This window comes from Microbacterium sp. 69-7 (assembly GCF_001897985.1).
Lineage (GTDB): Bacteria > Actinomycetota > Actinomycetes > Actinomycetales > Microbacteriaceae > Microbacterium > Microbacterium laevaniformans.
Map to the genome: position 1 here is coordinate 1 of NZ_MKRU01000043.1, position 12,776 is coordinate 12,776.

The 12,776-nt window shown below is 68.9% G+C and carries 14 protein-coding genes; 1 reads left to right on the forward strand and 13 read right to left on the reverse strand.

Annotated features, from left to right (window positions below; genetic code table 11):
- Positions 1-23: 23 nt before the first annotated feature.
- Positions 24-1,052, forward strand: a complete 1,029-nt coding sequence (locus BGN98_RS14740) for an HNH endonuclease (protein WP_353681700.1) — start codon at positions 24-26, stop codon at positions 1,050-1,052.
- Positions 1,053-1,107: 55 nt separating this feature from the next.
- Here BGN98_RS14740 and nusB read toward each other — a convergent pair whose 3' ends face one another.
- The 13 genes from nusB to rpsD form a co-directional block, all read right to left on the reverse strand.
- Positions 1,108-1,518: a transcription antitermination factor NusB gene (gene nusB, locus BGN98_RS04100; protein WP_036291068.1), complete on the reverse strand. Its 411-nt coding sequence runs from the start codon at positions 1,516-1,518 to the stop codon at positions 1,108-1,110.
- Between the two features lie 18 nt (positions 1,519-1,536).
- Positions 1,537-2,097 carry an elongation factor P gene (gene efp / locus BGN98_RS04105; RefSeq protein WP_036283795.1) on the reverse strand — a complete coding sequence of 187 codons (561 nt, stop codon included), beginning with the start codon at positions 2,095-2,097 and terminating at the stop codon, positions 1,537-1,539.
- A gap of 96 nt (positions 2,098-2,193) precedes the next feature.
- Positions 2,194-2,652: a type II 3-dehydroquinate dehydratase gene (aroQ, locus tag BGN98_RS04110; RefSeq protein ID WP_288119748.1), complete on the reverse strand. Its 459-nt coding sequence runs from the start codon at positions 2,650-2,652 to the stop codon at positions 2,194-2,196.
- Positions 2,649-3,191 carry a GNAT family N-acetyltransferase gene (locus tag BGN98_RS04115; protein ID WP_288119750.1) on the reverse strand — a complete coding sequence of 181 codons (543 nt, stop codon included), beginning with the start codon at positions 3,189-3,191 and terminating at the stop codon, positions 2,649-2,651. Before BGN98_RS04115 ends, aroQ begins: the two co-directional genes overlap by 4 nt.
- On the reverse strand, positions 3,188-4,270 hold the full coding sequence (aroB, locus tag BGN98_RS04120; protein ID WP_288119751.1) for a 3-dehydroquinate synthase: 1,083 nt from the start codon (positions 4,268-4,270) through the stop codon (positions 3,188-3,190). Before aroB ends, BGN98_RS04115 begins: the two co-directional genes overlap by 4 nt.
- Positions 4,267-4,806, reverse strand: coding sequence for a shikimate kinase (locus BGN98_RS04125; RefSeq protein WP_016465252.1), 540 nt, complete (start codon positions 4,804-4,806; stop codon positions 4,267-4,269). Before BGN98_RS04125 ends, aroB begins: the two co-directional genes overlap by 4 nt.
- On the reverse strand, positions 4,803-6,014 hold the full coding sequence (aroC, locus tag BGN98_RS04130; RefSeq protein WP_005049547.1) for a chorismate synthase: 1,212 nt from the start codon (positions 6,012-6,014) through the stop codon (positions 4,803-4,805). The genes BGN98_RS04125 and aroC overlap by 4 nt, the downstream gene beginning before the upstream one ends.
- A 4-nt stretch (positions 6,015-6,018) precedes the next feature.
- Positions 6,019-6,876: a shikimate dehydrogenase family protein gene (locus BGN98_RS04135; RefSeq protein ID WP_288119754.1), complete on the reverse strand. Its 858-nt coding sequence runs from the start codon at positions 6,874-6,876 to the stop codon at positions 6,019-6,021.
- Entirely contained in the window at positions 6,857-8,320 is a 1,464-nt protein-coding gene (gene mltG, locus BGN98_RS04140; protein WP_288119764.1) for an endolytic transglycosylase MltG, read from the reverse strand. The genes BGN98_RS04135 and mltG overlap by 20 nt, the downstream gene beginning before the upstream one ends.
- Entirely contained in the window at positions 8,320-8,793 is a 474-nt protein-coding gene (gene ruvX, locus BGN98_RS04145; RefSeq protein ID WP_061683470.1) for a Holliday junction resolvase RuvX, read from the reverse strand. Before ruvX ends, mltG begins: the two co-directional genes overlap by 1 nt.
- Positions 8,790-11,453: an alanine--tRNA ligase gene (gene alaS, locus BGN98_RS04150; protein WP_288119767.1), complete on the reverse strand. Its 2,664-nt coding sequence runs from the start codon at positions 11,451-11,453 to the stop codon at positions 8,790-8,792. The genes ruvX and alaS overlap by 4 nt, the downstream gene beginning before the upstream one ends.
- Before the next feature lie 70 nt (positions 11,454-11,523).
- Positions 11,524-11,805, reverse strand: a complete 282-nt coding sequence (locus tag BGN98_RS04155; protein WP_231477285.1) for an ATPase — start codon at positions 11,803-11,805, stop codon at positions 11,524-11,526.
- 96 nt (positions 11,806-11,901) lie between these two features.
- A complete protein-coding gene (rpsD, locus tag BGN98_RS04160; protein WP_005049541.1) occupies positions 11,902-12,531 on the reverse strand; it encodes a 30S ribosomal protein S4 in 630 nt (209 codons plus the stop codon).
- Positions 12,532-12,776 lie beyond the last annotated feature (245 nt).

Here is a 12,776-nt window from a genome sequence, read left to right on the forward strand (position 1 = left end):
TGCAAGTCGAGGTCTTCCGGCAGATGGGCAGTGTGAGAACTTCCATCCTGGAAGACCTCGACGTCTATCCGCGAACCAGCCGCCGACCCTCGACTACACCCTCAACTGCGAAGAGCCCGATAACCGACGGCCGGTGCTTTCACTGCGACTGTTCGCTTCTCAATTTCGAGGACGACGCGCCGCCTTCCTCTCCGGCCCGGCCACTCAACGTTGATCACGCGATACCGCGCGTCGCGGGTGGTCCGAATCGGGCTGACAACTACCTCGCCTCGTGCGAATCTTGCAACAAGAGTCGTCAGGAGACACCGTTGTCAGCCGCCGATTCTCGACGTGCTACCGAACTTTGGGCTGAGTTGGATCTCGACTCCGTGGCGGTCTCGGCGCGACAACGTGACGACTTCAAAGGTCAGGCTGTCTTCCTTTGTCGATCATGCGAAGTCCACTCCTGGCACATCGACGGTTCGCCCGGTCACCGAGCGTGCGTAGAAAGTCTTCTGCGGGGGATCGATCCCGCGCTACGCAGTGTCTTCCCCGACGGGGGACGCGCATGGGCCGGCGTCTTCGGTAGAGATGCTGCCGAGATGCTCACGCGGACGATCGGTTCTGCGCTATGGGCCTCTCCCGACGAGCGCATGGCCGTACTCATTCAACTCCCACGGGTTCTGTGCCGAAGGCTCGATCGCGTCGACGAAGTAATGCGGAATGCGCGCGATTATCGGGACCTGCGTGATGATCGACACGAACGCTACAACGAGCAGTTTTCCGGGCTTCTTCCTCTCGCGTCGAGCGCTGCGGAAAGGCGCGTCAACGCCCGTGTGTCCGCGGAGGCTCGCGCAGCTGCTCGCGCATACACCGAGTCTGTGGGCGTCACGTGGCACGCGGTCTTCAGGCTCTTCTCGAGTCGACGGTGGCCAACACACCTGCTCTACGACCACAGGAACCGAATACGGGCTCTCACCGCTCAAGGACGCCGTCGGATGCTGTCCGAGCTTCGATCGTGCGAGAGCGTCGCCGAACTGTTCGCCTATTTTGAACCGCCGACGAGTAACTAGTCCTTCGGCAAATGAATCCCACGTGATCCGGTCGTCGACCCGCCGCAGCCGCCGCTCAGGCGGTGCGGGCGATGCGTCCGAGCACGCCGTGCACGAAGGAGCCGGAGTCGTCGGTCGAGAACTCCTTCGCGAGTTCCACGGCCTCGTCGATCACGACCGCGGCGGGCACCTCATCGTTGAACATCAGCTCCCACACCGCCAGGCGCAGGATGGCGCGGTCGACCGCCGGCATCCGCTCGATCTTCCAGTCGCGCGCGTGGGTGACGATCTGCTCGTCGATGTCGTCGCGGTTGTCGATGACACCGTCGACGATCTCGCGCGCGTACAGCCACGAGGCTTCGCGAGCGGGTTCGTTCGCCGCGCGCTTCGCCTCCGCGGCGAGGGTGACCGCAAGCTCATCGCCGCGGACGTCGGACTGGAAGAGGATGTCGAGGGCGCGCTTGCGCGCCTTGGACCGTGCGCTCATCGCTTCGAAGACCGGTCGTCAGTTGACGCGGCCGAGGTAGTCGCCCGTGCGGGTGTCGACCTTGACCTTCGTGCCGGTCTCCAGGAACAGCGGCACCTGGATCTCGTAGCCGGTCTCCACGGTGGCGGGCTTGGTTCCCGCCGACGAGCGGTCGCCCTGCAGACCCGGCTCGGTGTAGGTGATCTCCAGCACGACGGAGGCCGGCAGCTCGATGTAGAGCGGGTTGCCGTTGTTGAGGGCGATCTGCACCTGCTGGTTCTCCAGCAGGAAGTTCGCGGCATCGCCGACCGTTGCGGCGCCGACCGTGATCTGGTCGTAGTCGGCCACGTCCATGAAGACGAAGCCCTCGCCGTCGTTGTAGAGGTAGGTGAAGTCACGGCGGTCGACGTTCTCGATCTCGACCTTGGCGCCCGCGTTGAACGTCTTGTCGACAACCTTGCCGGTCATGACGTTCTTCAGCTTGGTGCGCACGAACGCACCGCCCTTGCCGGGCTTGACGTGCTGGAACTCCACGACGCTCCAGAGCTGTCCGTCGATGCTGAGGACGACGCCGTTCTTGATGTCTGCGGTCGATGCCATGAGTGTGGAGTTTCCGTTCGTGAGTTCGAGGGGGCGCACGCGGTGGCGCGCGGCCGACAGTCGATCTTAGCCCACGGCCGCGTAGGCGTCCGGGGCTCAGCCTTCGGCGGCGCCGACGATGACATCGATCAGCAGCGCCGTGGCACGTGCGTAGCCGGCGACGCCCTCGCCGATCACGTGCACGACGGCGACGTCCGCCACGTACGAGTGGTGGCGGAAGCTCTCACGCTCGTACACGTTGGAGATGTGCACTTCGGCCACCGGCAGCGACACCCCCGACAGCGCATCGCGGAGCACGACGGAGGTGTGGGTGAGACCTCCCGGGTTGATCACGATCCCGGCGCAGGTGGTGCGCGCCTCGTGGATCGCGTCGATCAGCACACCTTCGTGATTGCTCTGGATCGCCTCGACGTCGAAGCCGCGCACAGCCGCGGCATCCTGAACGATCCGCTCCACGTCGGCGAGGGTGTCGTGCCCGTAGACGTCGGGCTCGCGGATGCCGAGCAGGTTGAGGTTGGGGCCGTTCACCAGCAGGAGGCGTCGAGGGGTCGTCACGCGCTCACCCTACCGGCGCGCAGCATCACGAGCTCGGGACCGATGACGCTCGTGAGCCTCTCTCCCGTCGCGACGAAGCCGACTTTGCGATAGGCGCCCTGCGCGCGATGGTTCTCGGCGTGCACATCGAGCGTCAGCTCGTCGGCCCCACGATCCCGGGCCCAGGCCCCGGCCACATCGACGAGGCGCCCGAGCAGTCCCGTACCCCGGTGCGACGGCGCCACGTAGACGCCCACGATGTCTGCGCGCGCCTCGGTCACGGGTCGACCCAGATGATCGGCGGTGCCCGCCGCCCGGAGAAGGACGGTCACCGTGCCGACCCACCGCCCGACGTCGTCGGCGATGAACTGAGCGGCCTCGTCGGACAGCGACGCGCCCGCGGCGCGCTCGCGCCAGAACACCTCGTCGTGCGCACGCTCCTGTTCGACGGTGGACAGGAAAGCGATGGATGCCGCCGGATCGCCGACGGCCTCGATGCGGAGGTCGCGGATCTCCCGCCACTCCGCAGCCCGCACACGCCGGACGACCGGCTCTCTCACTCGGCGACCTCTTGATAGGCCGCGAACAGGAGGGACTCGTCCGGGGCCTGCAGAACGGTCGGCTTCGCGATGTCGTCGAGGACGATGAAGCGCAGCATCGCACCGCGCGTCTTCTTGTCGCGCTGCATGGTGGCCAGCAGCTGCTTCCACGCACCCGCGCGGTACGAGGTCGGCAGTCCGAGCAGTTCGAGGATGCGGCGGTGTCGCGCGGCGGCATCGTCGGACAGCCGGCCGGCCAGTCGTGAGAGCTCGGCGGCGAAGAGCATGCCGATCGAGATCGCTGCGCCGTGGCGCCACTGGTACCGCTCGGCGTGCTCGATCGCGTGGCCGAGCGTGTGCCCGTAGTTCAGCACTTCGCGCAGCCCGGCTTCGCGCAGGTCCTCGCCGACGACGCGCGCCTTCATCTCGATGGCCAGTTCGATGCAGCGGCGGAACGCGGCTGACTGCGGGTCGACGGCAGCCTCCGGGTCTGCCTCGATGATGTCGAGGATCTCCGGGTACCAGATGAAGCCGGCCTTCACGACCTCGGCGAACCCGGCCACCCGCTCGTTGCGGCTGAGCGTGTCGAGCAGCGCCAGATCGCAGATCACGGCGCGCGGCGGCCAGAACGCGCCGACGAGGTTCTTTCCCTCCGCCGTGTTGATGCCGGTCTTGCCGCCGACGGCGGCATCCACCATGCCGAGCACCGTCGTGGGCACCTGCACCACCGCGACGCCGCGCAGCCACGTCGCCGCGACGAAGCCCGCCAAGTCGGTGACGGCTCCGCCGCCGAAGCCGACGACCGCGTCGGTGCGCGTGAAGTCGGCTTGACCCATCACCTGCCAGCAGAACGCCGCGACTTCGACACGCTTGCCCTGCTCGGCGTCCGGCACCTCGGCGAGCAGCACCTGACGCTCCCCCGAGGCGAGCAGCGACGCGCGCAGTTCGGTGGCGGCGGCCGACAGCGTCGGCGGGTGCACGATGAGCACTTTCTGCGCGGCGGGCGGCAAGGCGTCGCCCACCATGCCGTGGATGCCCCGTCCGATCGTGATGTCGTAAGGCTGGTCGCCGGCGACGCCGATGACGGTGGTGTCGGTCATTCGTGTGCTCCTCGGGCGTGATCGTCGCCGGCCAGCTCCGCCTCGATCCACGCCGCGAGGGCGTCGACCGCGTCTTGCAGAGGACCGGCGGACGTGTCGAAGCTCACCTGGGCGAGCCGTTCGTAGAGGGGGCGCCGTGCGGCGTAGATTTCATGCCAGCGCTCGACGGCGTCGCCCTCCTGCAGGAGGGGGCGCGCGCCGCCGCGGATGCGTGCGGCCACATTGTGCGGCGCGACGGTCAGCAGTGCGACGTGGTGATGGGCCAGCGCCGCCTGGGTGTCGGGGTGCAGCACCGCTCCCCCGCCGAGTGCGACGATGCCGCCACGTTTGAGCGCGTCGGCCACAGCCTCGCGTTCCAGCTCGCGGAAATACGCCTCGCCGTGCGTGGCGAAGATGGTCTCGATCGGGCCGTGTTCGCGAACGATCGCGGCGTCGCTGTCGGTGAACGGCAGGCCCAGCCGTTTGGCCACCCGCTTGCCGACGCTCGTCTTACCCGCCCCCATCGGGCCGATGAGGACGATCGCAGGACTCGTCATCCGAGGGCGTCGTCGCTGTCCGAGGCCGTCTGCAGCGTCTCGGGGATCGCGGAGAGGTAGCTGCGGAGGTTGCGGGCCGTCTCGCCGACGCTGTCGCCGCCGAACTTCTCGAGCACCGCTTCGGCCAGCACGATCGCGACCATCGCCTCGGCCACCACGCCCGCCGCGGGCACCGCGCACACGTCGGAGCGCTGGTGGTGCGCCGTGGCGGCCTCGCCCGTCGTGACGTCGATCGTGCGCAGCGCGTGCGGCACGGTCGCGATCGGCTTCATGCCCGCGCGCACGCGCAGCACCGTCCCGGTGGACATGCCGCCCTCCGTGCCGCCGGCCTTGTCCGAGGAGCGTGTGATGCCCTCGGATGCCGCGAACAGCTCGTCGTGCGCCGCCGAGCCGCGGCGACGCGTGGTCTCGAAGCCGTCGCCGACCTCCACGCCCTTGATCGCCTGGATGCTCATGAGGGCCTGCGCGAGCTTGCCGTCGAGGCGGCGATCCCACTGCACGTGGGAACCCAGCCCCGGGGGCAGGCCGTAGGCGAGAACCTCGACGATGCCGCCCAGCGTGTCGCCGTCTTTCTTCGCGGCATCCACTTCGGCGACCATCTCTTCCGAGGTGGCGGGATCGAAGCAGCGCAGCGGGTCCGCGTCGAGTGTAGCGACGTCGTCCGGAGTGGGAAGGGTCGCCCCTGCCGGCACCTGAACGGGGCCGATCGACAGCGTGTGGCTGACGAGACGGATTCCGAGCTCACCGAGGAACGAGCGGGCGATCGCGCCCAGAGCGACGCGAGCCGCCGTCTCGCGAGCACTCGCGCGTTCGAGGATCGGACGCGCCTCGTCGAACCCGTACTTCTGCATGCCGACCAGGTCGGCGTGGCCCGGGCGGGGGCGCGTGAGCGCGGCGCCGCGGCCGCGAGACATCTCGGTCATCTCGACCGGCTCGGCACTCATGACCTCGGTCCACTTGGGCCACTCGGTGTTGCCGATGCGCAGCGCGATCGGGCTGCCCATGCTGAGGCCGTGCCGGACGCCGGCGGAGATCGTCAGTTCGTCCTCTTCGAACTTCATCCGCGAGCCGCGGCCGTAGCCGAGCTTGCGACGCGCGAGATCTGCCTGGATCGCGGCGCGGGAGACGGGGACGCCGGCGGGCAGTCCCTCCATGAAGGCGACGAGTTCGGGGCCGTGCGATTCGCCGGCCGTGAGCACGCGGAGCATTCGCCTAGTCTCCCACGAGCGCACGGGCCATGATGTCCACGACGGCATCCTCATCGGGCAGTGGGTGGTCGACGTCGCCCGTTCGGAACACGCGGATCTGCAGCACGGCCTGTCGCACGAGCATGCCGAGGCCGTTGACGGCGGGAGCACCCGCCGCCTGCCACGCCACGGCCAGCGGGGTCGGCCAGTGGCCGTACACGACGTCGTAGAGCAGCCCCCCGTCGGACGCGATCCGTCGGGAGGTGTCCTCCGGCAGCGCGGCGCCGCCGGGCAGGGTGGAGACGGTGAGCGGGACGGATGCCGGCGCCACCGTGTCCGGCGCCGCGATCGAGACGGCGACCGACAGACGCTCCCCCAGCTCGGCGAGGGCGTGGGCCGCGTCGGGGCGTCGCGCGACCACCTCGACCGTGCGCGCGCCGAGCTGTGCGAGCGCGACGAGCGCCGACGTCGCCGTCGCCCCCGCGCCGACGATGCGGCCGGTCTCGATCGCATCGAGACCATGGGCTCGCACGTCGCCGACGATTCCGCCGACATCCGTGTTGAAGCCGCGCCACTGCCCGCCCACGCGGACGAGCGTGTTGACGGCGCCGGTGAGCTCGGCCGTGCGATCGCGGTGCGTCGCGGCGGCGAAGGCCTCGGTCTTCAGCGGGAACGTCAGCGAGAGGCCCCGAAACGCCGCACCCAGGCCGCCCAGCTCGCGCGAGAAGTCGGCCGCTGCGACTCGTCGGCATCCATAGCTCCAGTCCCATCCCAGCGCGGCGTACGCCGCGGCGTGGATCCGGGGCGAGAGGCTGTGAGCGATCGGGTCGCCCCACACCTCCAGGAGCGATCCGGTCGGGACCTCAGCAGTCGGCACTGTCATTGGCGGCGCACCACTGCTGCCACTGCGCCACGGCCTTCTCGTGCTCGGCATACGTGGTGCTGAAGATCGTCTCGCCGGTGTCGAGGTTGACCGTCACGAAGTACAGCCACGGCCCGTCTGCCGGATGCATCGCCGCGTCGATGGCCAGGTCGCCGGGGTTGGCGATCGGCCCGATCGGCAGACCCGGGTGCAGATACGTGTTCCACGGGTTGTCGTTGGCGAGGGCTTCTGCCGAGGAGCTGGCCGTGCCCTTGTTGATCTCGTTGTAGCCGTACTGCGCCGTCGAGTCCATCTGCAGCAGGCCGTGGGTCTCCTCGTTGTTGGGATCGAGGCGGTTCTCGATCACTCGGGAGACCTTGTAGAAGTCGGCTGTGAATCGTGCCTCGCGCTGGATGATCGACGCGACGGTGAGGATGCGCTCGCGCTGGTCGGTCGGCACGCCGGCCTTGTCGAGAGAGGCCACCGTGCGATCGACCAGCGTCTTGATGACCTGCTGCGCCGTCCTCCCGGGATCGAACGTATAGGTCGCCGGGAACAGCCAGCCCTCGAGCGTCGTCGCGCTGACGCCGTACTGCGAGGGATCGGCGACCGCCGCCTGCAGATCGGCGAGCGGGATGCCGGTTCCGTCGGCGAGTCGCGTCAGGGTCGAGCCCATGGTCAAGCCCTCGGGCAGCTGCGCGGTGTTCTCGCGTCGGCTGCTGGGGTCTTCCAGAGCCTTCAGGGCCGCCGCGGACGACATCTTCTGCTTGAGCGTGTACACGCCCGGTTGGAAGTCCGGGTTCTGGCCGGTCTTGATCAAGTAGTCGTAGAAGGCGGTGTCCGTCTTCGTGACGCCCGCCTGGAACAGCGACGTCGAGATCGTCGATCCGGTGTCGCCCGTGACGATCGTCACCGTCGCGTCGCCCTCGGCGATGCCGTCCTCGTAGTCCTTGGGTTCTTCCCACCCCAGGAACGCGCGGATCTTGTCCTCGTAGGTGTTCCAGACGTAGAAGCCGCCCCCCACGATGCCGCCGAGGATTGCGAGGATCACCCCGAAGATCACCCAGCCCGCGATGCGGCTTTTGCGGCGATCGCGGTCGTGGCTCTTGCCGCGCCCGCGATCGGAGTGCGAGTCCCCGCTGAAGAGCGCATCGAGCTGCTGATGCACCGGAACGGCCTCGGCCTCTGGCGACGCCGGTGCCGGTGGCGCTGCCGCGGCGGTCTCGGGGCGGGGATCCGCGGTCTCGTCCGCGGCGCGCGCGGAGATCGGTGCTGCGATCGGTGCGCTCTGCGGCGACGGCGGGGTCTCTGACGCGGCGTTCGCCGCCGCGGCCGCCTCCCGAGCGGCGCGGCGCGATGGCGGCACGGATGCCGCGCCACCGGATGACGGCGCCTGCGTGCGCGGGGTCGGCAGTTTGCTGAACAGGTCCGCGAACTCGTCGTCGTTCGGCGGGGTGTCAGACATCAGGCGGGCTCCTGCGGGTCGGGCAATACGGCACCGGCGGGGGCACCGGTGCTCTTCTCGACGTCGATCGCCTGCTGCAGCAGGACGACGGCGGCGACTTGGTCGACAATCCTACGAGACGAACGCTGGGAGCGTCCGGCATCGCGCAGCGCCGCGTGCGCGCTCACCGTGCTGAGGCGCTCATCGACGAGGCGCACCTCCAGTCCGGATGCCGCGCGCACCTCCCTCGCGAAGGCGCGGGCATCGTCGGTGGACGCGGTCTCTCCACCGGACAGGCTGATCGGCAACCCGACGAGCAATTCCATCGCGGAGTATTCCTCGGCGAGCTGCGCGATGTGCGCGGCCGCGGCATCCGTTCGCGCAACCGTCTCGACGGGAACGGCGAGCAGTCCGTCGCGATCGCACCGGGCGACCCCGATCCGCGCCTTGCCGACGTCGATCCCGAGGCGCACGCCCGGTCGGAAGCCGCTCACGCGCCGGGTGTCTCCAGTGCGCGCGTCACCGCTGCGAGCGCGTGCGGGAGGGCATCCGGATCGGTTCCGCCGCCCTGGGCCACGTCGTCACGTCCGCCGCCGCCGCCGCCGAGCACGGCTGCGGCGTTCTTCGCGAGCACGCCCGCCTTCGCTCCCGCCGCGCGGGCAGCGTCGTCGGTGGCGACGATGACGACGGGCCGGCCGCCGACGACGGCGCCGAGCGCGACGACGGCGCCGGCTCCCACGCGCTCGCGCACCTGCAGGGCCAGCGTGCGCACGTCGTCCGCCGAGGCCGCGACGCCCAACGACTGGGCGACGAGACGGAACGCCCCGGTCGCCTGGGCCGATCCGGCCAGTTCCGGCAGCCGGCTCTCCAGCGCCTTCGCCTCGAACTGCGCGATGCGCTTCTCAGCCGCCTTCAGGCTTGCCGCCAGATCCGCGACTCGGCTGGCCAGCTGGTCCTTCGGCGTCTTCAGCGAGGTCGACAGCTGCGAGACGATGGCGCGTTCGGCAGCGAGCTCCCGGAAGGCGTCGAGACCGACGAGGGCTTCCACCCGTCGCGTGGAGGCGCCCACCGACGACTCTCCGACGAGGTTGATGAGGCCGATCTCCGCGCTCGAGCCGACGTGGGTGCCGCCGCACAGTTCGCGCGACCAGGGCCCGCCGATGTCGACCATGCGCACCGTGTCGCCGTACTTCTCGCCGAACAGCGCCATCGCGCCGGCCGCCTTGGCCTCATCGAGCGGAAGCACGCGCGTGGTCACCTGCAGGTTGTCGCGCACGGCGTTGTTCGCGATCTCCTCGATCTCCGTCTTGGTCGCCTCCGACAGGGTCTGACCCCAGGAGAAGTCGAACCGCATGTAGCCGGCGCGGTTGAGCGATCCGGCCTGCGTGGCCGACTTTCCGAGCGTGTCGCGCAGGGCCGCGTGCACGAGGTGGGTCGCCGAGTGCGCCTGCTGTGCCGCGCGGCGGTTGACGGCATCCACGACGCTCGTCGCGGGCTGGCCCACGCCGACCTCGCCCGAGGTCACCTCGACCGTGTGGCTGACCAGCCCCGGCACCGGGCGCTGCACGTCCAGGACCTCGAGTTCGTAGCCGGGACCCACGATCACACCCTTGTCGGCCACCTGACCGCCGCTCTCGGCGTACAGCGAGGTCTCGGCGAGGATCACCTCCGCGATCTGCCCCTGCACCGCCCGCTGCGCGGGGGCACCGTCGACGAGGAGTCCGAGGACGGTCGACTCGGTCTCCCAATCGGTGTACCCGGTGAAGACCGTCTCGCCCTTCGCGCGGAAGTCGCGGTAGATGCTCGTGTCGGCGAGCTGGCGCTTGCGGGAGCGGGCATCGGCCTTCGCTCGGGCCCGCTGCTCGTGCATCAGGGTGTCGAACGCGTCGCGGTCGACGGTGAGCCCCGCTTCTTCGACGATCTCCATCGTGAGATCGATCGGGAAGCCGTACGTGTCGTGGAGCAGGAACGCCTCCGCGCCGCCGATCGAGGTGGTCCCGGCATCCTTGGCCGCCGCGATGGACGCGTCGAGGTTCTCCGAGCCGGCGGCGAGCGTGCGCAGGAACGTGGCCTCCTCCGCGAGGGCATAGGTCACGAGACGGTCGTAGTCGGTGCCGACCACCGGGTAGGCATCCTTCATGGCATCCCGCGACGCCGCGAACAGGGTCGCGAACGTCGCTCCGTCCACACCCAGCAGACGCATGGAGCGGATGACGCGGCGCATGAGGCGGCGGAGGATATAGCCGCGACCTTCGTTCGCCGGGGTCACGCCGTCGCTCAGCAGCATGAGCGAGGAGCGCACGTGGTCGGCGACGACGCGGAAACGGACGTCGTCGTCGTGGTTCGCGCCGTAGGACTTTCCCGACAGGGCGACGGCGGCATCGAGCACGGGGCGCACCTGATCGGTCTCGTACATGTTGTCGACGCCCTGCTTGAGGAACGCGATGCGCTCCAGGCCCATGCCGGTGTCGATGTTCTTGTTGGGCAGCTCTCCGACGATCGTGAAGTCGTACTTGCTGCGCACATCCGTGATCTCGTACTGCATGAACACGAGGTTCCAGATCTCGACATAGCGGTCGTCGTCGGTTGCCGGTCCGCCGTCGATGCCGTACGCGGGGCCGCGGTCGAAGAAGATCTCCGAGCAGGGGCCCGCGGGGCCGGGCAGGCCCGTCGACCAGTAGTTCGTGTCCTTACCCAGGCGCTGGATGCGTTCCTCGGGAAGGTCGGTCAGACGCAGCCACAGGTCGTGCGCCTCGTCATCCTCTTCGTAGACCGTGACCCACAGGTCTTTCGGGTCGAAGCCCAGTCCACCGTCGTCCTCGGATGTGGTCAGCAGCTCCCAGGCGTAGCGGATGGCGCCTTCCTTGAAGTAGTCGCCGAACGACCAGTTGCCGAGCATCTGGAAGAAGGTGCCGTGCCGCGGGGTCTTGCCGACTTCTTCGATGTCGTTGGTGCGGATGCACTTCTGGTTATCGGCCGCGCGCGGGTACGGCGCGGGCACATCACCCGACAGGTAGGGGATGAACGGCACCATTCCGGCGACGGTGAACAGCAGCGCCGGGTCGTCGGTGACCAGGGATGCCGAGGGCACGATCGTGTGCCCGTTCTTCTCGAAGTAGTCCAGGTAGCGCTGGGCGATCTCGGCGGTCTTCATCTGTGGGTTCCTCGGCAGAGCACGGGCGTGCGGGACGGACGGTCCCGTACGGGACGGTGCGGGTGTGTGGTCAGTCGGCGTTCTTGACGACGTCGTGCGCGGCGTCCACGGCGCTGGATGCCGCGTCCTTCGCGGCCTCGACGGCGTTCGCGGCGGCATCCTTGACGTCTTCGGCGATGCCGTCGATCTTCGCCTCCTGGGCGCGATATGCCTCGCCGATGCGGTCGGTGAACTCGGTGATGCGCGCGTCGACCTCGGCGAGAACTTCGTGGCCGCGCGGATCCTTGTTCACGAAGTGGGCGGCGACGAAGCCTCCCGCGAGACCCACGACGAACCACAGCACCTTCTTCATGCGTTCCATGTTAGGTGCACGGCTCGTGTCGGTGGGTCTGCGGGAACGCCGAAGGGCGCCGGGGAGAACCCCGACGCCCTTCGGATGTGCACGCGCTCAGCGCGCGGCGTAGTACTCGACGACGAGCTGGACGTCACCGGTGACGGGGACCTCCGCACGCTTCGGACGACGCACGAGCTTGGCCTGCAGCTTGTCGAGCTCGACCTCGAGGTAGCCCGGGACGGGGGGCAGAACCTCGGCGTGGCCACCGAGGGCGGCGACCTGGAAGGGCTCCAGCGACTCGCTCTTGGGCTTGACGTGGATGGTCTGACCCGGCTTCACGCGGAACGACGGGCGGTCGACGAGCTGGCCGTCCACGAGGATGTGGCGGTGCACGACGAGCTGACGGGCCTGCGCCGTGGTGCGGGCGAAGCCGGCACGCAGCACGAGGGCGTCGAGGCGCATCTCGAGCAGCTCGACGAGGTTCTCACCCGTCAGGCCGTCCTGACGACGAGCCTCATTGAACGTGTTGCGCATCTGCTTCTCGCGGATGCCGTACTGCTCGCGCAGACGCTGCTTCTCGCGGAGGCGGACGGCGAAGTCGCTGTCCTGCTTGCGCTTGGTGCGGCCGTGCTCGCCGGGAGCATACGGGCGCTTCTCGAGATACTTGGCTGCCTTGGGGGTCAGCGCGACGCCGAGGGCGCGCGACAGACGCACCTTGCGGCGGTCCTGGGACTTCGTAGCCACGAAGTGTTCCTTTCGTTACGCGGACGCGACTGTCGCGCCTCGCGGACGTATCGCCTCTCCTCGCCCTGTCCGGACTGCACGCCGGGGCATGCCGGAAGGTCGGTGAAGAAAAGAGGGGATGCCCGAAAACCGGTTTCGAGCCACTCCACTGTATCAGAGGGCGTCCGCGTTTGAATTGCAGCGATAGATGTCGCGGTTGTCGCGTCGTTCAGTGTCCGATGAGGAGGGCTTCCTGGGCGGCGTCG

Coding starts and splice junctions, on each gene's coding strand:
- BGN98_RS14740 (WP_353681700.1), top strand. CDS start 24: ATGGGCAGTGTGAGAACTTCCATCCTGGAAGACCTCGACGTCTATCCG.
- nusB (WP_036291068.1), bottom strand. CDS start 1,518: ATGAGCGCACGGTCCAAGGCGCGCAAGCGCGCCCTCGACATCCTCTTC.
- efp (WP_036283795.1), bottom strand. CDS start 2,097: ATGGCATCGACCGCAGACATCAAGAACGGCGTCGTCCTCAGCATCGAC.
- aroB (WP_288119751.1), bottom strand. CDS start 4,270: ATGACCGACACCACCGTCATCGGCGTCGCCGGCGACCAGCCTTACGAC.
- BGN98_RS04125 (WP_016465252.1), bottom strand. CDS start 4,806: ATGACGAGTCCTGCGATCGTCCTCATCGGCCCGATGGGGGCGGGTAAG.
- aroC (WP_005049547.1), bottom strand. CDS start 6,014: ATGCTCCGCGTGCTCACGGCCGGCGAATCGCACGGCCCCGAACTCGTC.
- BGN98_RS04135 (WP_288119754.1), bottom strand. CDS start 6,876: ATGACAGTGCCGACTGCTGAGGTCCCGACCGGATCGCTCCTGGAGGTG.
- mltG (WP_288119764.1), bottom strand. CDS start 8,320: ATGTCTGACACCCCGCCGAACGACGACGAGTTCGCGGACCTGTTCAGC.
- alaS (WP_288119767.1), bottom strand. CDS start 11,453: ATGAAGACCGCCGAGATCGCCCAGCGCTACCTGGACTACTTCGAGAAG.
- BGN98_RS04155 (WP_231477285.1), bottom strand. CDS start 11,805: ATGAAGAAGGTGCTGTGGTTCGTCGTGGGTCTCGCGGGAGGCTTCGTC.